This is a genomic window from Micromonospora sp. LOL_014, assembly GCF_048060245.1.
GTDB lineage: Bacteria > Actinomycetota > Actinomycetes > Mycobacteriales > Micromonosporaceae > Micromonospora_E.
The window spans coordinates 79942-104620 of the sequence record NZ_JBHMIP010000013.1; the positions used below are offsets into that span (position 1 = coordinate 79942).

24 protein-coding genes and 1 tRNA gene are annotated in these 24679 nt (G+C 70.2%); 22 read left to right on the plus strand and 3 right to left on the minus strand.

Annotation, left to right across the window (positions count from 1 at the left end; all coding sequences use genetic code 11):
- The first annotated feature begins 3 nt into the window (after positions 1–3).
- The 5 genes from ACFHW1_RS13820 (at position 4) to ACFHW1_RS13840 (ending at position 4706) form a co-directional block, all read left to right on the plus strand.
- On the plus strand, positions 4–531 hold the full coding sequence (locus ACFHW1_RS13820; RefSeq protein ID WP_278172488.1) for a peptidylprolyl isomerase: 528 nt from the start codon (positions 4–6) through the stop codon (positions 529–531).
- Positions 532–653: 122 nt separating this feature from the next.
- Positions 654–1592: a rhomboid family intramembrane serine protease gene (locus ACFHW1_RS13825; RefSeq protein WP_416553922.1), complete on the plus strand. Its 939-nt coding sequence runs from the start codon at positions 654–656 to the stop codon at positions 1590–1592.
- Positions 1593–1908: 316 nt separating this feature from the next.
- On the plus strand, positions 1909–3096 hold the full coding sequence (locus ACFHW1_RS13830; RefSeq protein ID WP_416553924.1) for a thiolase family protein: 1188 nt from the start codon (positions 1909–1911) through the stop codon (positions 3094–3096).
- A 55-nt stretch (positions 3097–3151) separates the two neighbouring features.
- Positions 3152–3604, plus strand: coding sequence for a hypothetical protein (locus tag ACFHW1_RS13835; protein WP_416553926.1), 453 nt, complete (start codon positions 3152–3154; stop codon positions 3602–3604).
- 394 nt (positions 3605–3998) lie between these two features.
- Complete coding sequence (locus tag ACFHW1_RS13840; RefSeq protein ID WP_416553928.1) at positions 3999–4706, plus strand: glycosyltransferase family 2 protein; 708 nt, start codon at positions 3999–4001, stop codon at positions 4704–4706.
- A gap of 38 nt (positions 4707–4744) precedes the next feature.
- On the opposite strand, the gene ACFHW1_RS13845 is transcribed toward ACFHW1_RS13840, so the two are convergent.
- A complete protein-coding gene (locus tag ACFHW1_RS13845) occupies positions 4745–5641 on the minus strand; it encodes a transketolase family protein (protein ID WP_416553930.1) in 897 nt (298 codons plus the stop codon).
- Entirely contained in the window at positions 5634–6461 is an 828-nt protein-coding gene (locus ACFHW1_RS13850) for a transketolase (RefSeq protein ID WP_416553932.1), read from the minus strand. The genes ACFHW1_RS13845 and ACFHW1_RS13850 overlap by 8 nt, the downstream gene beginning before the upstream one ends.
- Before the next feature lie 47 nt (positions 6462–6508).
- Here ACFHW1_RS13850 and soxR point away from each other — a divergent pair, with 47 nt between their 5' ends.
- Entirely contained in the window at positions 6509–6949 is a 441-nt protein-coding gene (gene soxR / locus ACFHW1_RS13855; RefSeq protein ID WP_416553934.1) for a redox-sensitive transcriptional activator SoxR, read from the plus strand.
- Here soxR and ACFHW1_RS13860 read toward each other — a convergent pair.
- Positions 6946–7959 carry an NAD(P)H-quinone oxidoreductase gene (locus ACFHW1_RS13860; RefSeq protein ID WP_416553936.1) on the minus strand — a complete coding sequence of 338 codons (1014 nt, stop codon included), beginning with the start codon at positions 7957–7959 and terminating at the stop codon, positions 6946–6948. The genes soxR and ACFHW1_RS13860 overlap by 4 nt on opposite strands.
- A 173-nt stretch (positions 7960–8132) precedes the next feature.
- Between ACFHW1_RS13860 and ACFHW1_RS13865 the strand changes: the two genes are divergently transcribed.
- The 16 genes from ACFHW1_RS13865 to dmpG all read left to right on the plus strand — a co-directional run bounded on the left by ACFHW1_RS13865 (position 8133) and on the right by dmpG (position 24663).
- Positions 8133–8219 (plus strand) — tRNA-Ser (locus ACFHW1_RS13865).
- Between the two features lie 594 nt (positions 8220–8813).
- Positions 8814–10946: a hydantoinase/oxoprolinase family protein gene (locus ACFHW1_RS13870; protein ID WP_416553938.1), complete on the plus strand. Its 2133-nt coding sequence runs from the start codon at positions 8814–8816 to the stop codon at positions 10944–10946.
- On the plus strand, positions 10943–13192 hold the full coding sequence (locus tag ACFHW1_RS13875) for a hydantoinase B/oxoprolinase family protein (RefSeq protein ID WP_416553940.1): 2250 nt from the start codon (positions 10943–10945) through the stop codon (positions 13190–13192). Before ACFHW1_RS13870 ends, ACFHW1_RS13875 begins: the two co-directional genes overlap by 4 nt.
- Positions 13192–14019: a hypothetical protein gene (locus tag ACFHW1_RS13880; RefSeq protein WP_416553942.1), complete on the plus strand. Its 828-nt coding sequence runs from the start codon at positions 13192–13194 to the stop codon at positions 14017–14019. The genes ACFHW1_RS13875 and ACFHW1_RS13880 overlap by 1 nt, the downstream gene beginning before the upstream one ends.
- Complete coding sequence (locus ACFHW1_RS13885; protein ID WP_416553944.1) at positions 14016–14258, plus strand: hypothetical protein; 243 nt, start codon at positions 14016–14018, stop codon at positions 14256–14258. The genes ACFHW1_RS13880 and ACFHW1_RS13885 overlap by 4 nt, the downstream gene beginning before the upstream one ends.
- Entirely contained in the window at positions 14255–15742 is a 1488-nt protein-coding gene (locus tag ACFHW1_RS13890) for a sugar ABC transporter ATP-binding protein (protein ID WP_416615533.1), read from the plus strand. The genes ACFHW1_RS13885 and ACFHW1_RS13890 overlap by 4 nt, the downstream gene beginning before the upstream one ends.
- Positions 15739–16710: an ABC transporter permease gene (locus ACFHW1_RS13895; protein WP_416615535.1), complete on the plus strand. Its 972-nt coding sequence runs from the start codon at positions 15739–15741 to the stop codon at positions 16708–16710. Before ACFHW1_RS13890 ends, ACFHW1_RS13895 begins: the two co-directional genes overlap by 4 nt.
- A gap of 125 nt (positions 16711–16835) precedes the next feature.
- On the plus strand, positions 16836–17756 hold the full coding sequence (locus ACFHW1_RS13900) for a sugar ABC transporter substrate-binding protein (protein ID WP_416553950.1): 921 nt from the start codon (positions 16836–16838) through the stop codon (positions 17754–17756).
- A gap of 27 nt (positions 17757–17783) precedes the next feature.
- The gene (locus tag ACFHW1_RS13905) at positions 17784–18608 is read left to right on the plus strand and encodes an IclR family transcriptional regulator (RefSeq protein WP_416553952.1); all 825 of its coding nucleotides are present in this window, start codon (positions 17784–17786) and stop codon (positions 18606–18608) included.
- Positions 18605–19363: a dienelactone hydrolase family protein gene (locus ACFHW1_RS13910; RefSeq protein WP_416553954.1), complete on the plus strand. Its 759-nt coding sequence runs from the start codon at positions 18605–18607 to the stop codon at positions 19361–19363. The genes ACFHW1_RS13905 and ACFHW1_RS13910 overlap by 4 nt, the downstream gene beginning before the upstream one ends.
- Positions 19364–19376: 13 nt before the next feature.
- Positions 19377–20231 carry an alpha/beta fold hydrolase gene (locus ACFHW1_RS13915; protein WP_416615537.1) on the plus strand — a complete coding sequence of 285 codons (855 nt, stop codon included), beginning with the start codon at positions 19377–19379 and terminating at the stop codon, positions 20229–20231.
- Complete coding sequence (locus ACFHW1_RS13920; protein WP_416553958.1) at positions 20215–21084, plus strand: alpha/beta fold hydrolase; 870 nt, start codon at positions 20215–20217, stop codon at positions 21082–21084. The genes ACFHW1_RS13915 and ACFHW1_RS13920 overlap by 17 nt, the downstream gene beginning before the upstream one ends.
- Positions 21081–21800, plus strand: coding sequence for a class II aldolase/adducin family protein (locus tag ACFHW1_RS13925; RefSeq protein WP_416553960.1), 720 nt, complete (start codon positions 21081–21083; stop codon positions 21798–21800). The genes ACFHW1_RS13920 and ACFHW1_RS13925 overlap by 4 nt, the downstream gene beginning before the upstream one ends.
- Positions 21801–21870: 70 nt before the next feature.
- On the plus strand, positions 21871–22689 hold the full coding sequence (locus ACFHW1_RS13930) for a 2-keto-4-pentenoate hydratase (RefSeq protein ID WP_416553962.1): 819 nt from the start codon (positions 21871–21873) through the stop codon (positions 22687–22689).
- Entirely contained in the window at positions 22682–23656 is a 975-nt protein-coding gene (locus ACFHW1_RS13935) for an acetaldehyde dehydrogenase (acetylating) (protein ID WP_416553964.1), read from the plus strand. Before ACFHW1_RS13930 ends, ACFHW1_RS13935 begins: the two co-directional genes overlap by 8 nt.
- Positions 23653–24663, plus strand: coding sequence for a 4-hydroxy-2-oxovalerate aldolase (dmpG, locus tag ACFHW1_RS13940; protein WP_416553966.1), 1011 nt, complete (start codon positions 23653–23655; stop codon positions 24661–24663). The genes ACFHW1_RS13935 and dmpG overlap by 4 nt, the downstream gene beginning before the upstream one ends.
- Positions 24664–24679: the final 16 nt, after the last annotated feature.

Sequence of the window (24679 nt, forward strand, 5' to 3'; positions counted from 1 at the left end):
CCCGTGGCTGAGGCTGTCTACGCCACCTTGCACACCAATCACGGACCGATCCGGTTGGAGCTGTTCGCCAACCACGCACCGAAGACGGTCCGCAACTTCGTCGAGCTCGCCGAGGGCACCCGGGAATACACCGACCCGCGTACCGGTCAGCCGGGCAGCGGTCCGTACTTCGACGGAACCATCTCGCACCGCGTGATCAGCGGGTTCATGATCCAGATGGGCGACCCGACCGGCACCGGTCGGGGCGGTCCGGGCTACACGTTCGCCGACGAGTTCCACCCGGAGCTGCGCTTCGACCGTCCGTACCTGCTGGCGATGGCGAACGCCGGACCGGGCACCAACGGTTCGCAGTTCTTCATCACGGTCAGCGCGACCACCCACCTGAACAACCGGCACACGATCTTCGGTCAGGTGGCGGACCAGGACTCGGCGAAGGTCGTCGACTCGATCGCGAACACGCCGACCAACCCGGCGGACCGTCCGCTCAGCGACGTGGTGATCAACCGCGTGGAGATCGAGCGGGTCGGCTGAAACCGGCCGATCACGAGGCGGCAGGCGCGAAACCTGCCGGGTAACCTTGGCGCTCATGAGCGAGCACCGGGGTTGCCGGCTCTCGGCGCGGGTCGTCGGCACCGGCGCAGTGAGGTGGCGTGATGAGTGATCCGGCCCCGACGGTGCCGGTCTGCTACCGGCACACGTCCCGGGAGACCTGGGTCCGGTGCGCCCGGTGCGAGCGGCCGATCTGCCCCGACTGCATGCGGGACGCGGCGGTCGGGCACCAGTGCCCGGAGTGCGTCGCAGAAGGGCGACGGACCCAACGGTCGGCGCGCACTGCCTTCGGTGGCAGTGCCGCCGGCCAACAGGGCACCGTCACCAAGGTCCTGATCGGCATCAACGCGGTCGTCGCACTGATCGGGTTGGCGATCTCCGGCGGTGGTGCGCTGCTCGGCGCCGGGCTCTTCTCGGCCGCCGGGCGGCTGCACGCGTTCGGCGGGGTGATCGGCCCGGACGTCACCGTCCGGCCCAACGGCACCGTGCTCGCCGGTGCGCTGCCCGGGTACGGCGACGTCTTCATCGGCATCGACGGTGGTGGTGTCTACCGGCTGATCACCGCGATGTTCATCCACTACGGGCTGCTACACCTGCTGTTCAACATGTGGGCACTGTGGGTGCTCGGCCGCAACCTGGAGGCGGTGCTCGGGCCGGCCCGGTTCCTGGCGCTGTACCTGATCGCCGGGCTCGGCGGCAATGTCGCGGCCTACCTGGTCGACCCGGGTGCGCTGTCCGCCGGCGCGTCCACTGCGGTCTTCGGCCTGTTCGCCGCGTTCTTCATCGTGCTGCGCCGGCTGAAGCGGGACACCTCAGCGGTGGTCGGCATCCTGGTGATCAACCTGATCCTGACCTTCACCGTGTCCAGCCTGTCGATCGCCGGTCACCTCGGCGGTCTGATCACCGGCGGGTTGATCGGGGCGATCCTGGCCTACGCTCCGCGCACCAACCGCACCGTGGTGCAGGCGGTCGGCAGCGGTGCCGTGCTGCTCTTCCTGATCCTGGTCACGGTGGCCCGGATCGCCCTGGTGCACGCCGGCTGACGGTCCGGGCGCCGCCCGCAGCAGCGCCGCCGCGACCTCGTCCGGCGAGGCACCCAGCTCGTTGCCGCCGATCAGGTGCAGCGAGTCGCCCGCGTCGATCTCCAACAACTCGCTGCGGATGCCCCGGTGGCCGCGGCGGTCCACGCTGTACGGCAACCGCGATCTTGCCGGCCGGGACCTTGCCGGCGACCCGCCAGGTCAGCTCCCTGGGTTCGCTGTGCACGGGTCAAGGATGGCTGTGCACCGGCCGAGGCTGCCACTCGCGCGGGTCGCGGCGTACGATTCGGGAAACGAGGTTACCCGGGAGTAGGTAGGCATGAGGGACGCGGTCATCGTCGGAGCGGTCCGGACCCCGATCGGGCGACGCAAGGGTGCCCTGGCATCGGTGCACCCGGTTGAACTGTCCAGCCACGTGCTGCGGGCGCTCGCCCAGCGGACCGGTCTCGATCCGGCCGACGTCGATGACGTCGTCTGGGGCTGTGTGTTCCAGGCGGGCGACCAGAGCTGGAACATCGGGCGCAACGCCGTACTCGCGGCCGGCTGGCCGGAGTCGGTGCCCGGCACCACCGTCGACCGGCAGTGCGGGTCCAGCCAGCAGGCGCTGCACTTCGCGGCCGCGACGGTGATCGCCGGGCAGGCCGACCTGGTGGTGGCCGGCGGCGTCGAGTCGATGACCCGGGTACCGATGGGGGCCAGCACCGGTGCCGGGCAGCCGTTCGGCGACCAGGTGCGGGACCGGTACCGGGGGGTCGACGGCGTCGTCGCGGATGACCCCGTCCCGTTCAACCAGGGGGTCGGCGCCGAGCTGATCGCGCGGCGCTGGGGATTGTCGCGCACCGCCCTGGACGAGTTCGCGCTGACCAGCCACCAGCGGGCGGCGGCCGCCCAGGACGCCGGCGAGTTCGACGCCGAGATCGCGCCGGTGCCGGTCACCGACGACGCCGGGTCCGGTGCCGACAAGTTCGGTGCCGACGAGGGCATCCGCCGGGACACCTCACTGGCGAAGCTCGGTGAGCTGGCCACGCCGTTCCGGGCCGACGGGGTGGTGACCGCAGGCTCCGCGTCACAGATCTCCGACGGCGCGGCGGCGCTCGCGGTGACCACGTCGGAGTGGGCCCGGGCGCACGGCGTACGGCCGTTGGCCCGGGTGCACACCGCCGTGGTGGCCGGTGATGATCCGGTGATGATGCTGACCGCCCCGATCCCAGCGACGGCGAAGGCATTGCGTCGGTCCGGGCTCGACCTGACCGACATCGGGGTGTACGAGGTCAACGAGGCGTTCGCGCCGGTTCCGCTCGCCTGGCTGGCCGAGACCGGGGCGGACCCGGTCCGGCTGAACCCGCGTGGCGGCGCGATCGCGCTGGGCCATCCACTCGGGGCCAGTGGCGCCCGGATCATGACCACGATGCTGCACCACATGCGCTCCAACGGCATCCGGTACGGGCTGCAGACGATGTGCGAGGGCGGCGGGATGGCCAACGCGACCATCGTGGAAATTCTGTAGCTGAAATTTCGCCGTTACCCCGAGTCATTGCGCATTGACGTGTCGTTAACACGACATGGACGTCTTCTCCCGCACGTTCCTGCCGGCGGCGGCAGAGACCGCCGTCCCGATCTCGACCACCAGCCGGCACATGCCGGTGTTCCGCCGCTGTGTCTCGCCCAACGAACGCACCGTGCTCGTCACCCGGTGCCAACGCCCCGACCAGCCGATGCAGGGTGACTACCTGCTCCTGTTGACCCGGCGGCGACTGGTGGTGACCCAGGAGACACTGCTGTGGCGCCGGCTACGGCTGCACCTCAACAGCGAACTGCGTCACCTCGACCATGTGACCTGGACCACCGATCCGAGGGCCGGCATCGTCGAGCTCGCGGTCACCGCCGTCGACGGCATCCGGGAACGGTTCCTCATCAAGGCCGGCGATCCGGCCCGGGCCGGCCACATCGAAGCCCTGTTCGGCTACGCGTTCCTGGCCCGCCCGTTGGACGCCCGCAGCGGTGCCGCCGCCTGACTGACAGTAACCGACTGCCGGCAGTGGCGTAGTCGTTACGGCCGGCGGTCAGCCGGTCACGGACCGGCGATCGGCGACTGCATCGACCCGGAACAAGCTGAGCACTTCAACCACACCTCGCGGGTGCGGCCACTGATCAGGGCGAAGGTGAAGGCCTTACCGGCGCCGAGGCATTTCGGGCAGATCGGCGGCCGCCGTCTCCTCGGTCCCGGCAGATCATCTTTCTCGCCCATGGAAACGAGATTACCGCCCACCATTACTCCGAGTGGAAGTCGCCGCCGTCGAAGGATCTTTCGGACCACCTGGGGGCGCACCTGCGGCTCGCCTGGCCCGTGCGCCCCCACGGGTTGGGCTAGTCTGGGTCCACTGCCACCGTACGCATTCGGAGACCACCGTGAAGCTCTCGATCCTCATGCCGGTCTACAACGAGGAGGCGCGGGTCGGCGATGCCCTCAAGCAGGCGCTCGCCGTTGACTATCCGTGCGAGATCGAGTTCGTGGTCGTTGACGACGGCAGCCGGGACGGCACCGGTGCGATCCTGGAGAGCGTCGACGACGCGCGGCTGCGGGTGATCACCCATCCACGCAACGCCGGCAAGGGCGCGGCGATCAAGACCGCAGTGGATTCCGCCGAGGGCGACTACATGGTGATCCTCGACGCAGACCTTGAGTACGACCCGCAGGACATCCCGAAGCTGCTCGAGCCGGTGCTGGACGGTCGGGCCACGGTGGTCTACGGCAATCGGACCTTCGGCAGCCACAGCGCTTACAGCTTCTGGTACGTGATGGGTAACAAGGCCGTGACCACGGCTGCGAATGTGATGTTCAACTCCTACATCGGCGACCTGGAGACCTGCTTCAAGCTGCTGCCGCTGTCGCTGTACCGCTCACTCGACGTGCGCTCGCGCGGGTTCGGCATGGAGGCGGAGGTCACCGGCAAGCTGCTGCGTCGCCGGGTTCGCCCGTACGAGGTGCCGATTTCCTATCGGGCCCGGGGCCGCGAGGAAGGCAAGAAAATCACCTGGAAGGACGGGGTCGAGGCACTGTGGATCCTGGGTCGGGAGCGGACCCGGCGCCAGGGGCGTACCGTTCCCGGCGCCTGAGCCCCGCCGTCTTCTCCCCCGGCTGCTAACGGCCCCGTTCAGCCGCTGACGAACCGGGTGACTGAGCGCCGCAGCCCGGCCGGGTCCAGCCCGTGCCAGCGGTCATGGTCCGCCGCGCTGCCGTACCGATGCAGGTCCTCCCGCCCGACGCCCAACGACAGCAGCCGGTACGGCCGGTCCGCCAGCGCGGCGCCGATCAGGTGACTCGACGTCCCGGCCAGGTACGGCTCGACCAGCACCACCACCGGATCGACATAGTCGACGAGCATCCGTAGGCCGGTGACGTCGAACGGGCGCGGCGTGTTCGTGTACGCCACCGTCACGTCCAGCCCGGTGACCGCGTCCAACGTCTGGTCGAGCATCGGGCCGACCGCGACGACGACCGGGGCTCCCCCGCTGCCCCGACGCACCGTCACCAGTCGACCCGACACCCCGTCACCATGCGGGCTGTGGTTGCCGCGTGCGGCCAGCCGCAGGTAAACGGCGTCGTCGTGACCGGCCGCCGCCCGCAGCAACGGCCCGACCTCGTCCGGATGGCCCGGTACGTGCACCGTCCACGGCCCGGCCGTGTCGAGCAGCGCCACGTCACCGGGGGACATGTGGGTACGGCCCTCCGCCGCCGCGTCATACGACCCGCCGATGCTGACCAGCACCGCGCCGACGCCCTGGTGGTCGAGGTCGAGCTTGATCTGCTCGTACGCCCGGTCGACCAGGAACGGCGCGTAGGAGTGGGCGATGGCCCGCAGCCCGGTCAACGCCAGCCCACCGGCCACGCCGATCATCAACTGTTCGCGGATGCCGACGTTGAACATCCGGTCGGGGTGCCGGCGGGCGGCCGGGGCGAACGCCTCGGCCGAGATGTCGGCCAGCACCAACGCGGTACGCGGATCGTCGTCCAGCAGGCCGGTGGTGGCGCGGGTGAAGGCGTCACGCATGATCATTCTCCTTGCCGTGCGGTCTGGTGTACTTGGCCGGGGTCAGGGCGACCACCAGGTGCGGGCGTACTCCGTCATGTCCGGTCAGCGCGTCGGTCAGTGCCTCGTGGTCGCGGCCGTCGACGATCGTCGTGGTCCAGCCGTTCACGCGGAACCGGCTGGCCAGCCCGCCGGGCCAGCCGTGGGTGGCCGAGTCGTTGTCGACGACGATCGCGGTCAGCTCGGCGAGCTGCCGGCTGCCGGCGTACGCGATCGCCTCGTGGTTCGACCCTTCGTCGAGCTCGGCGTCGCCGACCAGGACGTAGACCCGGGCTCCGTTGGCCCTACCGGCCCGACCGACCTCGCCAGCCCCGCCGGCCCGATTGGCTCCGCCGGCCTGGTCGGTCAGGCCCTGGGCACGCAGGCCGAGCAGCGTGCCGACGCCGAGGCCGAGCCCGTGCCCGAGCGAGCCGGAGCCGATCTCCACCCCAGGCACCAGCAGCCGGTCCGGGTGGTGACCGAGCGGGCTGTCCGGCCCGGCCAGGTCGTCGAGCCAGGCGTCGGGGATGAACCCCTTCGCGGCGAGTACGGCGTAGTAGGCGGCCGGACCGTGCCCCTTGGATAGCAGGAACCGGTCGCGGTCGACGGCGTCGACGGTCTGCGGGCTGATCCGCAGAATCCGGTCGTAGAGGACCCACAGCACGTCCAATGTCGAGTTGGCGCTGTGCTCGTGCTTCTCGTCGCCGGTGATCCGGCGTAGCAGCGGCCGAAGGGCCGCGTACCCAATGTCGGTCGGCGGCTGATGCGGCGGCGCGACCGGGCTGGCTACGAAGGCTGACATGACCCTACCCTGCAAGTTGAAGTTGACTTCAACTCAAGGATGTTGTGATGCAGCGGACACTGGCCATCGGCGATTTGGCTGCCCGGTCCGGGGTGGCACCGTCAGCCCTGCGGTACTACGAGCGAATCGGGTTGATCCGAGCCGGGCGTACCGGCGGTAACCAGCGCCGGTACGCCCGCTCCGAGCTGCGCCGGGTGGCGTTCATCCGGATCGCTCAGCAGATCGGCGTGCCGCTGGACGAGATTCGCCAGGCGCTGGACGAGCTGCCCGATTCGCGTACCCCGACGAAGGCCGACTGGGCGCGGCTGTCCCAGCGCTGGCAGGACCGGCTCGACGAGCGGATCGCGCTGCTCACCCGGCTGCGCGACGACCTGGCCGGGTGTATCGGATGCGGCTGCCTGTCACTGCGGTCGTGCACGCTGTACAACCCGGCCGACCGGCTGGCCGCCGCCGGCCCCGGCCCGCGCATCCTGCTCGACGGCGGCTAGCCGTTGCCACTCGACGGCGGTTGGCCCTCGCCGGTCACCAGTAGCACCTTGCCCAGGTGGTCGCTGCTCTCGACGATCCGGTGCGCCTGCGCGGCCTGCGCAATTGGCATCCGGCGGTCGATGACCGGGCGGATCGCACCCGACGCGATCAGCGGCCAGACCTGGTCGTGCACCCGGCGGACGATCTCCGCCTTCTCGGCGAGCGGACGGGACCGCAGCGTGGTCGCGAAAATCGTGGCCCGCTTGGCCAGCAGCGCACCCAGGTTCAGCTCGGCGGTGCGGCCGCCCTGCAACCCGATGATCGTCAACCGGCCGCCGGTGGCCAGCGTTTGGACGTTGCGCTCCAGGTAGCCGCCGCCGATGATGTCGAGGATCACGTCCACCCCGCCGTCACCGTCGCCGGTCAGCTCGCGGGCGCGGGCGACGAAGTCTTCGGCGGTGTAGTCGATCGCGTGGTGGGCGCCGAGCGCCCGCAGCTGTTCGTGCTTGGCCGCGCGGGCGGTGGTCAGCACGGTGGCGCCGAGCGCCGCACCGAGCTGGACGGCGAAGGTGCCGATCCCGCTGCCGCCGCCGTGCACCAGCAGCGACTCGCCGGCCCGCAGCCCGGCGAGCTTGACCACGTTCGACCAGACGGTGCAGGCCACCTCGGGCAGCGCGGCGGCGTCAACCAGGCTCAGCCCGGCCGGCACCGGCAGCAGCTGCCCGGCGGGCACGGCGACCCGCTCGGCGTACCCGCCGCCGGCAAGCAGCGCGCAGACCTGGTCGCCGACCTTGCGGTGGGAGACGTCCGCGCCGACCGCGCTGATCACCCCGGAGCATTCCAACCCGAGGTACGGCGACGCGCCCGGCGGCGGAGGGTAGTGCCCCTGCCGTTGTAGCAGGTCGGCCCGGTTCACGGCGGTCGCGGCGACGTCGACGATCACCTCGTCCGGGCAGGGGGTGGGATCGGGCACCTCGGTCCAGACCAGGGCGTCGGGTCCGCCGGGCTGCGGCACGGTGATCGCGTACATGGCATCAGTCTTACCGGCTCGGCCGGTGTGCCGCCCGCCGAACCCGGCTGGTGAATCCTGATGGCCCCCTCGGCTACCGCCGCGTTAACCTGCGCCGCGGAGTGCTGTCGGACGTCCGTGGCACACTAGGGCACAGTGACGCGGCGGCTGACCGTCTCCGGCCGGCCGCACCGGGAGGGCTCGCCTAGTGGCCGATGGCGCTGGTCTTGAAAACCGGTAAGGCAGCAATGTCTTCGTGGGTTCGAATCCCACGCCCTCCGCTCCAACAAGCAAGTGTCCGTCCGGGGAAAGCCGGATACGATCCAATCGTCGTCAGGTAACTACTGAGAGTTGCCCCGGCAGTCGTCCTCGGCTGGCGGGACGGCTGGGTCCGCAACGTCAGGCGGTAGTGGGCGAGCCAAGGCCAGTTGCCGTCGGGGCGAACCGGCGGACCGTAGCAGGATCGGCCAGCCAGGTCAGCCCGGTAGGTCTGGCTGCCGGCGGCACCGGTGCCCGGGTAGGCATCGCACCGGCTACGGTGCCCCCGAAGAGCCGGCGGGACGCCGGGAGTACCAGCCCCGCGACGATCAGCGCGACGGCAGGTACGCCGGCCGGTGGGGTGGGCGGCGCGGTCGCCGTGAACTCTACTGATCGGTCGACCCGACGGACCGGCCGACCGGTTGTCCGTCCATAGTCGAATGGCTGAGTGACTGGCGCGGACGTGTTTGCCGTTTCGTCGGATGGACCACTCGTCCGATCGGACCAATCATGCGCACCGAGTCCGCCTGGCGGAACGGGGCGTTGAGCTGCCCCGACAGTCGCGACGTATGTTTCGCCAACATTTCATGTAGCACAGGTCGCACCAGGGGGTCACGGTGACGCAAACGGCGCACGATCGGCGTTTCTTCGTCGGCACTGACATCGGTGGCACTTTCACCGATCTCGTCGTGCTTGAGGACGGCGCGCCGCCCCGGCTGTTCAAATCACCGACGACGCTTCCCGACAGGTCCGGCGGCGTGCTCGCCGCACTGGAACTGGCGGCCGAGGCGTACGGCCTTGAACTGCCGGAATTCACCCGGCGTATCGACCACTTCGCCCACGGCACTACGGCGGCGACCAACGCGCTCATCGAACGCAAGGGTGCGCCGACCGCGTTGCTGACCACGCGCGGCTTCGCGGACACGCTGTTGATCCAACGAAGCATGACCTCCTGGGTCGGGCTCGGCGCGGCGACCGGGCACTACAGCCGCCGTCGGAACCCGGAGCCGATCGTGCCCCGGGCCAGCATCGTCGAGGTCACCGAGCGAGTCGACTCGGCGGGCCGCGAGGTGGTGCCGATCGACCTGGCTGCGGTTCGCGCGGCTCTGGTCGAAATGCGCGATGGCGACACCGAGGTCGGGGCATTGGCGGTCAGCCTGCTCTGGTCGTTCGTCAATCCGGCGCACGAACGCGCGCTGGCCGAGTTGATTAAGCAGGAGTGGCCGACGGCGTACGTGACGTTGTCGCATCAGGTGGCCCCGGTGATCGGCGAGTACGAGCGGACCGCCACCACGGTGATCAACTCTTACCTCGGTCCGGTGATTCGGGACTACGTGAACCTGCTGGAGACGCGGCTGCGGCAGGCCGGCTTCACCGGCGAGTTGTCAATCATGGACTCGGGCGGCGGCGTGATGCGGGCCGGCGACGCGGCCGCCCGAGCCGCGTCGATGCTCACCTCCGGCCCGGCCGGTGGAGTGCTCGCCTCCGTGGCGCTCGCCCGCCGGCTCGGTCACCGCAATGTGATCACCAGCGACATGGGCGGGACGAGCTTTGACGTCGGCCTCATTGTCAACGGCGAACCGTTGGTGGAGCGAATCAGCGAGGTGGGCAACTATCACCTGGCACTGCCCCGGATCAAGGTTCAGGCGATTGGTGCGGGCGGCGGTTCGATCGCGTGGGTGGACGAGGTGGGTGCCCTGGTCGTCGGCCCGGAGAGCGCCGGGTCGGTGCCCGGCCCCGCATGCTACGGCCGCGGCGGCGAGCGGCCCACCGTCACCGATGCCGACGTGGTGCTTGGGATCATCGATCCAGACCACTTCCTTGGCGGCCGGATGAAGCTGGACCGCCCCGCCGCGGAGGAGGCCATCCGCCGGCACGTTGCGGAGCCGCTGGGCATGTCAGTCACCGATGCCGCCGCCGGCATCCGGCAGGTCGCGGACAACCAGATGGCAGACCTGTTGCGTAAGGTCACCGTCGAGCAGGGCCATGACCCGCGCGACTTCGTGATCTACGCGTACGGTGGTGCCGGCCCGACCCACGCCTACGCGTATGCCGACGCCGCCGGCATCGGCACTCTGGTGGTGCCCCCGACGGCGACGGTCCACTCCGCGTTCGGGACGGTCATCTCCGATCGTTATCGGGCTGTGCAGACCACCGACCCGCAGCGTACGCCGCCCGGCGCCGATGACCCGGCGGCCCATCTGGACAGCGACCGCATCGCGGCGACCTTCGCGACACTCATCGACCGCTGCCACGCCGACCTCGACCGTGATCCGCGAGCCACCTTCACGCGCATCGTCTACCTCAAGTTCCGCCGGCAGACCCAGGAACTTCCGGTGGTCGTGCCGGCAGGCCGGGTCGACGGGCAGATGGCTCGGCGCCTGGTCGAGGACTTCCTGGCCAGCTACGAACGAATCTACGGCGCGGGCACCGCATTGCGCAGCGCCGGGCTTGAGCTGCTCACCCTGCGGGTGGAGGGGCGGGTCCGGGTAACCGAGCTGGCCGCGGCGGCACCGCGGCGGCGCGGAACGCTCGCCGCGGCGGTGCTCGGACAGCGTTCGGTGCACTTTCCAGAGACCGGGCTGGTGCCGGCCACCGTCTACCGCGGGGAGTCAGTCGGGCCGGGCCTCTCACTGCCCGGCCCGGCAGTCCTGGAATTCGCCGGCACCACCGTGGTCGTCGGCCCTCGCCAACAGGCCGATGTCGACGACGACGCCAACCTGGTGATCACCGCTCGGGAGGATTCATGACCACCGCCAGCTCCACCGGACCCGCCGGCCACTCCACCGCCGGACGGGACGTGGACCCTGTCACCTTCGAGGTGATCCGGCACCGGCTGCTGGCCATCACCGACGAACAGGGCGCCGTCCTGTCCGCCATCTCCGGCTCGCCCCACGTCACCGAGGCCAGCGACTACAACGTCGGGCTCTACCTGCCGGACGGCTCGGTAGCCGCGATGGGCCGTACCATTCTGCTGCACTCCGCGTCGATGGCCGCGATCACTCGGCACGTGATCGCCGATTGCGGCGACGATCCCGGCATCGCGGCCGGCGACATGTTCATCGTGAACGACCCGTGGAAGGGTGCCGTTCACGCTCCCGACCTCGGCATCGTCGCCCCGATCTTCTACGAAGGTGAGTTGCTGGCCTGGAGTGGCGCGATGTGCCACATGGTCGACGTCGGCGCCATGCAACCTGGTGGATTCTGCTCTGCGGCGACCGAGTCGTTCCAGGAGGGGCTGCAGCTTCCGCCGACGAAGCTGATCGACGGTGGCCGGACCCGCACCGACGTGTGGAACATCGTTCTGGCACACACCCGGATGGCGAGCACCGCGAACCTGGACCTTCGCGGACTTGTCGCAGCCAACCACACCGCCGTACGGGCGATGACCGAACTGGCTGACCGGTACGGCGCCGCGACGGTCCGCGAGGTCATGTCAGGTCTGATCGAACTCTCCGAGACCCGGCTGCGCAACCGGCTCCGTGAACTGCCGGACGCCACCGTCCGGTCCCGGGCCTATCTGGACAACGACGGCGGGCTCGCGGCCAGCGAGGTCGACGCGGTCTACGACGTGGACCTGGTGCTCACCAAGCAGGGCGATCGGCTGCACTTCGACTACTCCGGCTCGTCACCCCAGGCAACCGGGTACATCAACTGCACTCGGTCCGGCCTGATGGCTGGAGTCGCTGCGGCGTTGCTGCCGACCCTGGCCTTTGACTCGCCCTGGAACGAGGGGTTGTTCCACCCGGTCGAGGTGTACGCACCGGAAGGGCTGATTATCAACGCCCGTCGACCCGCGCCGGTGAGCGGTGGTGTGCTCGAGGCCGCCTGGCTGGTGGAGATGACAGCGGTGGAGTGCCTGTCCCGGCTGGCGGCCTGCTCCGACGAACTGATCGGTGAGGCTCAGGCCGCGCCGGCCGGCGGCCCCGATCAGTTCGTACTGACTGGCACCAACTCGCACGGCGAGCATTTCACCCACGTGATCCTCGACTGCCTCGCCACCGGTGGCGGCGCGTACGCGCATCGGGACGGGGTCTGGACCCAGGGGCAGCACAACATTGAGCGGCAACGTATCGCCAACGCCGAGACCGTGGAGTTGGACATGCCGTTGCTGTACCTGTGGCGGGGCTTGGTGACCGACTCCGGTGGGGCCGGCCGGCACCGCGGCGGGCAGAGTATCGGGGCACACTACGCCGTGCACGGCAGCGACGACGTCAGCGCCGTCTGCTCCGGGCACGGTTGGTTGGCGCCGAACTCCACCGGGCTGTTCGGCGGCTACCCGTCCGGCCCGAACGGTCGGCGCCTGGTCCGCGATAGCGACCTGCCGGAGCGACTGGCCGGCGGGGAGATTCCGGACCCGGCGACACTCACCGGTGAGCGGCCGCCGATGCGGGGCCGGGCCGGGAAGTTCCGGCTCGGCGCGGCAGCGACGCTCAGCTATACCCACCAGGCCGGCGGTGGTTGGGGAGACCCGCTGGAGCGCCCGATCGAGGCACTGCGGGTGGACCTACGGCAGAGGGCTGTCAGCCCGGAGGCAGCCGTCCGACTCTACGGTGCGGTGCTCGACGCGGCCGGCGAACTCGACGCAGCAGCGACCGCAGACCGCCGGAGTCGGCTGCGTGCCGAGCGCCGGGCCTGGCCGGCGGCCGAGGCGTTGCCTGCACAACCCGCCGCCACCGGCCGGCGCCGGCTGGGTCCGATCGGTGACCGGTTGGAGCGGATCGAGGTCGACGGGGCGCGCTACGTAGCCTGCCACTGCGGCACCGTGCTGGCTCCGTTGGGCCAGTCGTGGCGTCGCCGGGCAGCCTGCCTGGTGAGTACCGACGTGTTCCAGTTCAGCCCGGCCACCCGGCTCGCCGAGGAGTTGGAGATCCGGCAGTACGCCTGCCCCGGTTGCGGACTGCTGCACGCCACCGACGTGAGCCGGCGCGACGCCGACCTCGCCACCGACATCACCTTCGCTGATCACGCGCCGGCCTCGGCGGTGGTGCGCTGATGGGGACCGTGGCGTACGCGGCGGCGACTTCGCATGTCGGCGCGATCATCAAGAACCCGTTGGGAGGCGCCGACCGGTCACGGGCACTGCACGATGCGTGGCAGCGGATGGACGAGGCCATTGGTCGGGCCGACCTGACAGCGATGATCGTGGTAGGCACCGACCACTACGAGACCTTCGGGCTCGACAACTACCCGACGTACTGCCTCGGCCTGGCCGACCGGTACGAGGGTTGGGGCGAGTTCGGCACTCCGGACGGTACCTTCCCGGGCGCGCCCGGGGTCGCCCAGGCGTTGTTGACCGGGTTGGTGGAGCGCGGCTTCGACGCCGCCCGCTCGCACACCATGCGGCTGGACCACAGCTTCACGGTGCCGTTGACCAAGCTTCCGAACGCGGCGCGCGCCGGAGTCGTTCCGCTCTTCCTCAACTGCAACACGCCGCCGCTGCCGTCGCTGCGCCGTTGCCTGGAGTTGGGCAGGGCGATCGGTGCGGCCGTGGCGACGTTGCCCGCCGACAGCAGGGTCGGGGTACTGGGCACCGGCGGCATCTCACACTGGGTCGGCCTACCTCGGTTCGGTGAGATCAACGAGGAGTTCGACCGGGACTTCGTGTCGTGTCTGCGGGACGGTCGTCTGGAGCCGATCCTCGCCCTGTCAGACGAGGAAATCCTGGAACAGGCCGGCAATGGGGCACTGGAGATCCGGACCTGGCTGGTGGCCGTGGGTGCGACAGCTGGTGCGGGGGAGCCCGCGCCGGGAACGCTGCTGGCGTACGCGCCGATGGCCGAGTGGGCGATCGGCGCCGGGATCATGGAGTTCGTGCGATGAGCGTCGTGGAACTCAACCGGCTGGCCTGGGACCTGGAACACAAGCCCGGTTTGCTGGCCCGGGTTCGGGACGGCCTTCTCGACGGCTACGCGCTCGACGAGGAGGAGGTCCGCGCGGTGCGCGCCCGGGACTCCTGGAAGCTGCTGGCCCAGGGGATGAATCCGGTGGCGCTGCGGAACCTGATGGTGATGCTCGGCGTCCCGCACGCCGAGATGTACCCGCCTCGGGACACGCCGTGACCGCCCCGCTGCTGTCGCTGCGTGGCGTGAGCAAGTCCTTCGGGGGCGCTCGCGCTCTGATCGACATAGATCTGGATCTGCACGCCGGCGAGGTCCACGCCCTGCTGGGGATGAATGGCGCCGGCAAGTCGACTCTCGTGGAGATCATTTCCGCGTCGCTGACGCCGGATACGGGAACCCTGTCCGTGGCGGGCGAACCGGCCGGCCCACTCACTCCACGACGGGCCCGGCAGATCGGCATCACCACCGTGCACCAGCGCCGGTCCCTGGTTCCGTCGCTTTCCGTCGCCGAGAACCTGTTGCTCGGCCGGCTGCCGCGTCGAGGCCCGTGGGTGCGCTGGGACGAGATTCGGCGGTCGGCCCGCGCGGCACTTGACGACATCGGGGTACGGATCGATGTCACCGCCCCGGTCCGGACGCTCCCTGCGGCCCAACAGGTGCTGGTGGAGATCGCCCGGGAGGTGCACGCCGGCGGCAGGGTGCTGATCCTCGACGAGCCGACCGCCGCCCTCGGTGGCGGCGACGCTGCCCATGTCCACGAGCTGGTCCGCACCCTCAGCCAGCGGGGAGTCGGCATCGTCTACGTCTCGCATCACCTGGACGAGGTGCTTGCCCTCGCCGACTCGATAACCGTGCTGCGCGACGGCCGCCGGGTCACCACCGTGCCGGCCGAGGGCACCACCGTTTCTGACCTGGTGACCTCGATGACCGGCGGCAAGGCCGACATCGGCCAACGCCGGCCGGCCGTCGAGCCCGGGCCGGTGGTGCTGGACCTGGTCGGCATCGGCACCGGCGACAGGCTGCGTAAACTCAACCTTCAGGTCCGCGCCGGGGAGGTGGTCGGCGTACTCGGTCCAGCCGGCGATGGCCAGTCCCAGCTATTCGGCCTGCTCTCAGGCACCCGTCGCCCGCGCACCGGGAGCATCGTGGTGGACGGCCAGCCGGTACGGCCGGGCAGCGTACGTGACGCGCTGCGGCACGGCATCCGGTGCGTCACCGGGGACCGGCTTGCCCTGGGCCTGATTCCCGAGCTTTCCGTGGACGAGAACGTCACGCTGGCCAGACGGGCGCTATCGGGCCGGCCGTTCGTCCGCTGGCCGGCGCTGCACGCCATGGCCGCCGAGGCCCGCGACCGCTACCGGGTCGTCAGCATCGCCGCCGACCCGCCGGTCCGGGCACTTTCCGGTGGCAATCAGCAGAAGGTTCTTCTGGCCAAGTGGCTGCCGACGGGCGGGCGGGTCTGTCTGCTGGAAGAACCGACGAACGGGGTCGACGTCGCGGCCAAGGCCGAGATCCACGAACTGGTAGAGGGTCTGGCCGCGGATGGAACAGCGCTCCTGCTGACCTCCTCCGACGTCGACGAGGTGCTGCGGCTGGCGGATCGGGTGGTGGTGATCCGGGGCGGCGCGGTGGTGGCCGAGTGCGCCGTGGCGCAGACCAGCAGAGACGAACTGGTGACCATGACGGCCGGAGGGACAGCATGACAACGTCGGCGCTCAACAAGCGGACCCGGCTCGCGGTGCCGGGCGGGTTGACCCACCATGCCGGACTGATCGGCCTGCTGATCGTTCTGGCGATCTTCACGGCGACCCAGTCGGACGCCTTCCTGACGGGGCCGAACCTGCTGAACGTCGTCCGGCAGATCTCCGTGGTGGCCGTGCTCGCCGCGAGCCTCACCCTGCTGATGACGGCCGGCGGTATCGACTTCTCCCTGGCCAGTCTCGCCGGAGTCAGTGCCGGGGTGCTCGCCCGGCTTCTCGAGGCCGGCGTGTCAGAGCTGACGGCGGTGGCGCTCACAGTCGGTGTGGGCATCACCGTCGGCCTGCTCAACGGCGCGATCATCACCGCCTCGGGAGTAGCGCCGTTCGTGGTCACGCTCGGCACCGCGACAGCGTTGGAGGGCGTCGCGCTCCTGGTCATCCGTGGGCAGAGCATCTCGATCGGGCAGAACCTGTCCGGCCTCGGCTTCGGTGAGGTGGTGGGCATTCCGGTGTTGTCGCTGATCGCGCTCGCGGTCTGCGTCGGGGTGGGATTGGTGATGCGCTACACCACGATCGGCCGGCACGCGTTCGCGATCGGTGGGAACGAGGCCGCCGCACGGCTGTCCGGCGTCCCGGTGACCAGTGTGAAGCTGGCCCTCTACGGACTCAACGGAGCGCTCGCCGCCATCGGCGGCACGATGCTGCTGGCCAGGCTGGGAGCGGCCAGCCCGGGCACCGCCGGGTTGCACCTGGAACTGACCGTGGTCGCCGCCGTGGTGATCGGTGGAACGGCGCTGGCCGGTGGCAGCGGCACGATCATCGGCACCGTCCTCGGCGTGATCCTGCTCGGGGTGGTAGCCAACGCGCTGAATCTTCTCCAGATCGACTCCTACTACCAGCAGGTCTCCGTCGGCGCCGTGCTGCTCGTCGCGGCTGTCGCCAATCAGGTACGTCGCCGGCACAGCGGCTGATCTGGTGCCGTTGCCCGGCCGTAGACCGTTCTCCCGTACGACCACACTGGTCCGTCTTTGAGAGGTTGACCGCTATGAAAAGAAAGAGCAGATTCTTCATCGGGGTTGCCGTCGCCGCCCTGACGGTGTCGGCCTCGGCCGGCTGCGGTAGCGACGACGCAACCGTCGACTCCGGTGGCCAGGAGGGATACCGGATCGGCTTCGTGAACGGCAATACCATCCAGTTCCACACTTGCCTGGAAAAGTCGGTACGGGCGCAGGCCGAGGCGAAGGGCGTGGAACTGCTGGTCGCCAACTCCGCCGGTGATCCCGCCAAAGAGATCTCCAACGTGGAAGACATGATCATCAAGCAGGTTGACGCGATCATCGTGCAGACCGTCAACATCGATGCTCAGCAGGGCGATGTCGACCGAGCCAACCGCGCCGACGTCCCGATTTTCCTGACCTCCGTGGCGGCTGTCGATCCCAACAAGATTCTCGGCGCGGCCACCACCGACGTGGAACACGCCGGCGCGCTGCTCGGCCAGTGGGTGGCCGAGGACGGCGGCCAGGAACCGGCCGAGATCGCGATCATCGGCGGCGCCCCCGGCGCCTCGGCCGACCTGATGAACAAGGGGTTCAAGGCAGCCCTCGGAGACGGTCAGCAGGTGGTCTTCGAGCAGCCGGCGCTGTGGCAGCGGGCCAAGGCGCAGGAGGTCGCGGAGAACCTGCTGCAGGGCAACCCCGGCATCAAGTACCTCTTCGTTCACAACGAGGACATGGCGTTCGGCGCGCTCTCCGCGCTCCGAGCAGCCAACCGCGACGACATCAAGATCGTCACAATCAACGGCACCGACGACGGCCTTGCGGCGATCCGCGACGGCCAGATCTCCGCGACGATCAGCCAGCCGCCGCGCCTGATCGGTGAGATGGCCATCGACGCCGTGGTGTCCCTGCTCGACGCCGAGAACGGCGGTTCCGGCCCGGCTGCCCCCAAGGTGCAACAGATCCCCGACCAGCTCATCACCAAGAGCAACGTGGATCAGGCTCCGCAGTACTGCCTGTAGCCCAAGCCCGGTGACGGAAGGCTTCTGATGATCGACCTCGATGATGACCCGGACCGTCGGCGGGGCGTGCGCTCGGTGGCGCGGGCGCTGGACATCCTGACCGCGTTCAGTACCACCCACCCGAGGTTGCACCTGTCCCAGCTTGCGGAGGCCGCCGGGCTGCCGCGCCCGAGCGCCCACCGGATCGCGGTCACGCTCGTCGAACGGGGCTTCCTCCGGCAGGACCCGGACGGGGCGTATCTGCTCGGCATCCGGTTGCTCGAACTGGGCAACCAGGTCTCGGAGAGTTCCGCCCTGACCCACCTGACCCAGCCGGCGGCCGACGAGTTGGCTCGGATCACCGGCGAGACCGTCCTGGTGGCCGAGGTCGACTGGTCGGACTGCACGTTGGTCATCACGGGCAAGCGCCCGGCGGCCCACCCGCTGGCCGTGTCCTCCCCAGTTGGTCGGCGCTCGGTGCTCGGCGGTGGATGCATCGGCAAGGCGGCTCTGTCCGGGCTGCCACCCGAGCGGGTCGCCGAGATCGTGCCCCGGCTACGACTGACCCGGCGCACCCCACGGGCGATCGTCGACCATCAGGAGCTCTGCGCCGAGGTCGAGGTGAGCCGCGCCCGGGGCTACGCGATCGAGTCCGGCGAGTATCTGGTCGGTGTGGCCGGGGTCGCCGTACCGGTGACGGTCAACGGCCGGGTCGCGGGGGCGCTCGCCGTCATCGGCCCCGCGTCCCGGTTCCTGCGGCGCCAACTCGACCGGACCGGGCAACTGGTCCGGCAACAACTCACCTCCGCGTCCCCGGGCGAACGGCGTCCGGTGGCAACCGCGATCGAACCGGAAGGATGGGAACACCTGTGAGCCCCAACGAGACACCCGGTTGGGTCACCTTTCCCAGCGGGACCGACCAGATCCAGGGCTACCTGGCCCTGCCCGAACCGCGCGCCGACCGGCTCCCTCCGGTCGTGCTGATGGCGCACGAGAACCTCGGCGTCACCGAGCACCGGCAGGACGTCACCCGCCGCTACGCGGCGCAGGGGTTCGCCTGCCTGACGGTGAACATGTTCAGCCGCGTCGGTGGCCGACCCCCACAGGACTACACCACTGTGGAGGAGCGACGTGCCAAGGCGTTCCTGGCGGCGACCGACGAGCAGGCCGTACCCGACTTCGAGGCTGCGCTCGACTACCTCGCCGGGCGCGGCGACGTGGACACCTCTCGGGCCGCGGCCGTCGGTTTCTGCCTCGGCGGCGGGACGGTACTGGTCTGGGCGACCCGGACGGACCGGCTGCGCTGTGTCGTGCCGCTCTACGGTCTGCCGGTGCTGCCACCGGAGTACTCCCCGACCGGGCGACCACGCTCCCGGATCGAGGCCGCCGAGTCGGTCCGCTGCCCGGTTCAGGCCCACTACGGGGAGGCGGACCAGTTCATTCCGCTCGACGAGGTCCGCCAACTCAAGCAGGCGTTGGCCCGCAGTGGCCAGTCCACCGAGCTGCACCTGCATCCGGACGCCGGGCACGCGTACCACGACGACACCCATCCGAACTACCACTCCAAGGCGGCCCAGGAGACCGACCGGCTCACGTTCGACTTCCTGCACGCGTACCTCGACCGGTGAGGCGCCGGCTGTGATGACGCTCTGGACCGAACTGCTCGGCGCCGAGGTGCGCTGGGTCGACGCGGGTGGTGTGCGTACCCGGACAGTGACCCAGGGCGACGGCCCGCCGGTGCTTCTCCTGCACGGCCGGGGCGGGCACCTGGAGACCTGGTCGCGCACCCTGCCGGCGCTGTCCCGGCGGCGCCGGGTGATCGCGGCCGACCTGATCGGCCACGGACTGACCGCCGCACCGCCCGGCGAGTACTCCGTCGACCGGCTGCTCAGCCACGTCGTGGACCTGCTCGACGCGCTCCGGCTGCCCCGTGTCGATCTGGTGGGACAGTCACTCGGCGGCTGGGTAGCGGCCCTGCTCGCGATCACCCGACCGGAGCGGGTCGACCGGCTGGTCCTGGTCGAACCGGCTGGGCTGCAGTCCGAGCAGGAACGGCTCGACGACCCGAGGGTACGCGCGGCGTACGAGCGCGGCGGCCGGGCCTTCGCCGAGGCGAGCGGAGACAACGTCCGGACCCGGCTGACCGGCCTGTTGGCCGACCCCGACCTGGTCACCGACGAACTCGTCGAGGTCCGGCGCCGGCTCTACGCTCCTGACGCCGCGCGGGCGGTCCACCAGTCCGTCCGCCGCGCCGACAACAGTCGTTGGCTGCTCACCCCCGAGCAGCTGACCAACGTCGCGTCACCGGTGCTACTGGTGCACGGCGAATCCGGCCATCTCCCGACCACCGTGCTGCGCGCGGCCGTCGCCGCGCTTCCCCGGGCCCGGTTGCGAACCGTGCCCGGCGCCCGGCAGTGGCCGCACTACGAACGTCCGGACCTGGTAAACCCCGAGATCGAGAACTTCCTTGAGGAGAACGATGACATTCTGGCTTGACGCGCTCGGCGCGGAGGTGCGGTTCCGGGACGCGGGCGGCTGGCGTACCCGATCGATCGAAGCCGGCGATGGTGAGCCGGTCATCATGATGGGCGGCCTGACCGGGCACGCCGAGGGCTTCATCCGCAACGTGCTGCCGTTGGCGGAGCGCGGCCTTCGGGTGTACGCGATCGACTGCCTGGGGCACGGGCTCACCGCACGACCCACCGACGTCACGTACCACACGCCGGTCTTCGTGGACCACCTGCTGCGGTTCCTCGACGCGATCGGCGCGCCCCGGGCACACCTGGTTGGTCAGTCACTCGGGGGATGGGTCGCGATGTGGGCGGCGCTGCACCACCCGGACCGGGTGGGCCGGGTGGTCTCCGTCACGGGCGCCGGCCTGCTGCTCGACGACGAGGAGAGCCGCCGGGAGAGCGAGCGGGTGCACCAGCGGGTCGGCGACGTGACCCGGCGTGCCGCCCAGGCTCCGACGCTGGACAGCGTGCGGAAGCGGCTGGAGTGGCTGATGCACGACCCGTCGACAGTCACCGACGAACTGGTGCAGACAAGGTACCGGTACTACACGTTGCCCGGGAGCCAGGAGGCGATGGCGAAGCTGATCGCCGAGCAGCCCGGTGAGGAGAACCGGCGCTACCTGCTACGTGAAGCCGACCTGCGACAGATCCCGCACGAGACCCTGGTGCTCTGGAGCGAGCACAATCCGACTACGCCCGCCACGGTCGGGGAACGGGCCAGCAAGCTCCTGCCGGCCGGGTCGTTCGCCCTGATCGAGGCTGCCGGTCACTGGCCGATGTTCGAACAGCCGGCGGCGTTCAACCGGGTCGTCGGTGACTTTCTGGCCCGGCCGTGACGCGGCCCGTTGCGGCACCGGCGGAACAGGTCGCCCAGGGCTGCCGGGTGCTCGCCGCCAACGGTCATTCGGATCTGGTGTGGGGTCACCTGTCCCTGCGCGACCCGACCGGCGCCGGGATCTGGATGAAGGCGGCCGGGTACGGCTTCGAGGAGGTCGACGCGGACGGGGTGCTCCTGCTCGACTCCGCCGGAACCGTGCTGCCGCTTCCGCAAGCGGGGTCGCGGGCTGTGGGCCGGCGGCACCTCGAGTATCCGATCCACACCGAGATCCTGTCCCGACGGTCTGATGTGAACGCTGTGGTGCACAGCCACGGCGAGGCGGCCGTCACCTTCGCCGCCACCGGCCACCCGCTCCGCCCGCTGGCACACGAAGGCACCCTGTTCAGTCCGCCAGACATCGCCCGGTTCACCACCACCGGCGACCTGATCCGGACCCCGGAGCAGGGGGCGGCGGTGGCCGAGGCGCTAGGTGACCGCAACGCCCTCCTGCTGCGCCATCACGGGCTGGTCACCGTGGGGGTCGATGTCCCGACCGCGGTGCTGACGGCGGTGTTCCTGGAGAAGGCCTGCCGGATGCAGCTCACCGCCATGGCCACCGGCGCCGAGTTCACCTGGTCGGACGACGCGGAGGCGCGCGCCAAGCGGGACCGCTGCTACGGCCCCCGCCAACTCGCCGACGCCTGGGCCTACCTCGTGCGGACCCTGCCCGGGTGACCCCATGACCACCATCGGACCTGTCGTCCGGCCTCGGCGCCGGCCTCCCACATCCGCGAGGAGTCCTGTCGTGTCGCAGCACCCACCCCACCTTCGCGACCGGGCCGCAGCCCGGTTGCGTCGTGCGGCATACGAACGCCTTCCCTGTCAGCCCGTCCGTGACCTGCTCGGATCGGACGATGTCGATGCCGCCTACGCGGTGCAGGCGGCGAACACCCGGCACGCCTGCGAGCTCGGTCGCCACCGGATCGGGCGCAAGGTCGGACTGACCTCGTCGGCAGTGCGACGGCAACTCGGAGTACATCAGCCGGATCTCGGCACGCTCCTCGACGACGCCCTGGTCCCGTCCGCTGGTCGGGTCGATCCGGGCCGGCTGCTGCAGCCCCGGATCGAGGCCGAGGTGGCCTTCGTGCTCGGCCGTGACCTCGACGCCACGACGGCCGACGTCGAGCAGGTCCGGGACGCTGTCGAGTACGCGGTCGCCGCGCTGGAGATATGCGACAGCCGGATCGCCGGCTGGGACATCTCGATCACGGACACCGTCGCCGACAACGCATCGGCCGGGCTGTTCGTGCTCGGTCCGGATCGGGTCGACATCTCCGACTTGGATCTGTCGGCGGTGACGATGACCATGCATCGCAACGGAACGCAGGTCGCCAGCGGGTCCGGCGCGGACTGTCTGGACGATCCGCTCAACGCCCTGCGGTGGTTGGCGAACGCGGCCCTGACCTACGGCGAACCGCTCCAGGCCGGAGAAATCGTCCTCAGTGGGGCGCTCGGTCCGATGGTCCCGGTCACCGCCGGCGACGAGGTCGCCGCCACCATTTCCGCAGTCGGTTCGGTGGCTGTCTCGATCGGGTCCGCCGAGGAGGTCCACACCCATGGCTGAGGCGCTCACGTCCACCGCCGGCAGGTCCGACGGCCGGCCAGCCGCGAAGGCGGCGGTGATCGGTTCGGGCAACATCGGCACCGACCTGATGATCAAGATACTGCGGCAGTCGGCCGTGCTGCGAATGGGTGTCCTGGTCGGCATCGATCCCGACTCCGACGGGCTGGCCCGGGCCCGCCGGCTCGGAGTCCCGGCCACTTCGGACGGGGTGCGAGGGCTGCTGGCCCGGGACGACTTCGACGAGATCGAGGTCGTCTTTGACGCCACCTCGGCCCGGGCACACCGCGACAACGCTGCCGCGCTGCGGCACACCGGAGTACGCATGGTCGACCTCACGCCCGCCGCGATCGGTCCGTACGTCGTGCCCTCGGTCAACCTGGACGCCAACCTGGCGGCACCGAACCTGAACATGGTCACCTGCGGCGGCCAGGCGACGATCCCGGTCGTCGCCGCGGTCGGAAGTGTCGCCCCGGTGCGTTATGCCGAGATCGTCGCCTCGATCGCCTCCCGGTCGGCCGGTCCCGGCACCCGGGCGAACATCGACGAGTTCACCGAGACCACGGCCCGGGCGATCGAGCGGGTCGGTGGCGCGGACCGCGGCAAGGCGATCATCGTCCTGAATCCAGCCGAGCCACCGCTGCTGATGCGGGACACGGTGCTTTGCCTGGTCGACGACTGCGACCCGCAGGTAGTGGAGGCTGCGGTTGCCGAAATGGTTGCTCGGGTGGCTACCTACGTACCCGGCTACCGGCTCAAACAGCGGGTCCAGTTCGATCGGATCAGGGCTGGCGACCCGCGCGCCCAACTGGCGCCATCGGCGAGGAACCTGGCCTGGCAGATCTCCGTGTTTCTGGAGGTCGAGGGTGCCGCGCACTACCTGCCCGCGTACGCCGGCAATCTCGACATCATGACGTCGGCCGCGCTACGGGTCGGTGAGTGTCTGGTTCGGACGGGAGGAGCGGCGTGACTGATCGGCTCTACGTCCAGGATGTAACGCTACGGGACGGCATGCATGCGATCCGCCACCAGTACACCCTGGCGCAGGTCCGGACCATCGCGGCCGCGCTGGACGCGGCCGGGGTGGACGCGATCGAGGTGTCACACGGCGACGGTCTCGCCGGTGGCAGCCTCACCTACGGCCCCGGCGCACACTCCGACCTGGAGTGGATAGCCGAGGTCGCGGAGGTGGTCCGGCGGGCCCGGCTCACCACCCTGCTGCTGCCCGGCATCGGCACCGTCGACGATCTGCGCCGGGCACGGGAGCTTGGGGTCGCCTCCGTCCGAATCGCCACCCACTGCACCGAGGCCGACATCGCCGCACAGCACATCGAGGCCGCCCGGGAACTCGGCATGGATGTGGCCGGGTTCCTGATGATGTCGCACCTGGCGGAGCCCGCCGAACTCGCGGCGCAGGCTCGGCTGATGGAGTCGTACGGCGCACACTGCGTCTATGTCACCGACTCGGGCGGTCGGCTCACGATGACCGGAGTGCGGGACCGGATCCGGGCGTACCGGGACGTGCTCGACCCGCGTACCGGCATCGGCATCCACGCCCATCACAACCTCGGTCTCGGTGTGGCGAACTCTGTCGTCGCGGTGGAGGAGGGCGCCATACGGGTGGACGCGTCGTTGGCCGGTCAGGGTGCCGGCGCCGGCAACTGTCCGATCGAGGCGTTCGTGGCGGTGGCCGAGCTCACCGGGTGGGCCTCCGGCTGCGACCTGTTCGCTCTGATGGACGCCGCCGACGACCTGGTCCGGCCACTGCAGGACCGGCCGGTCCGCGTCGACCGGGAAACCCTCAGCCTCGGCTACGCGGGCGTGTACTCAAGCTTCCTCCGGCACGCCGAGCGGGCCGCGGCCGCCCACGGGGTCGACACCCGCGAGATCCTGGTCGAGGTGGGCCGGCGCGGCCTGGTCGGTGGCCAGGAGGACATGATCGTCGATATCGCCCTGGACCTGGCAGCCGGCCGGTGAGTCGGCGCAGACCGGC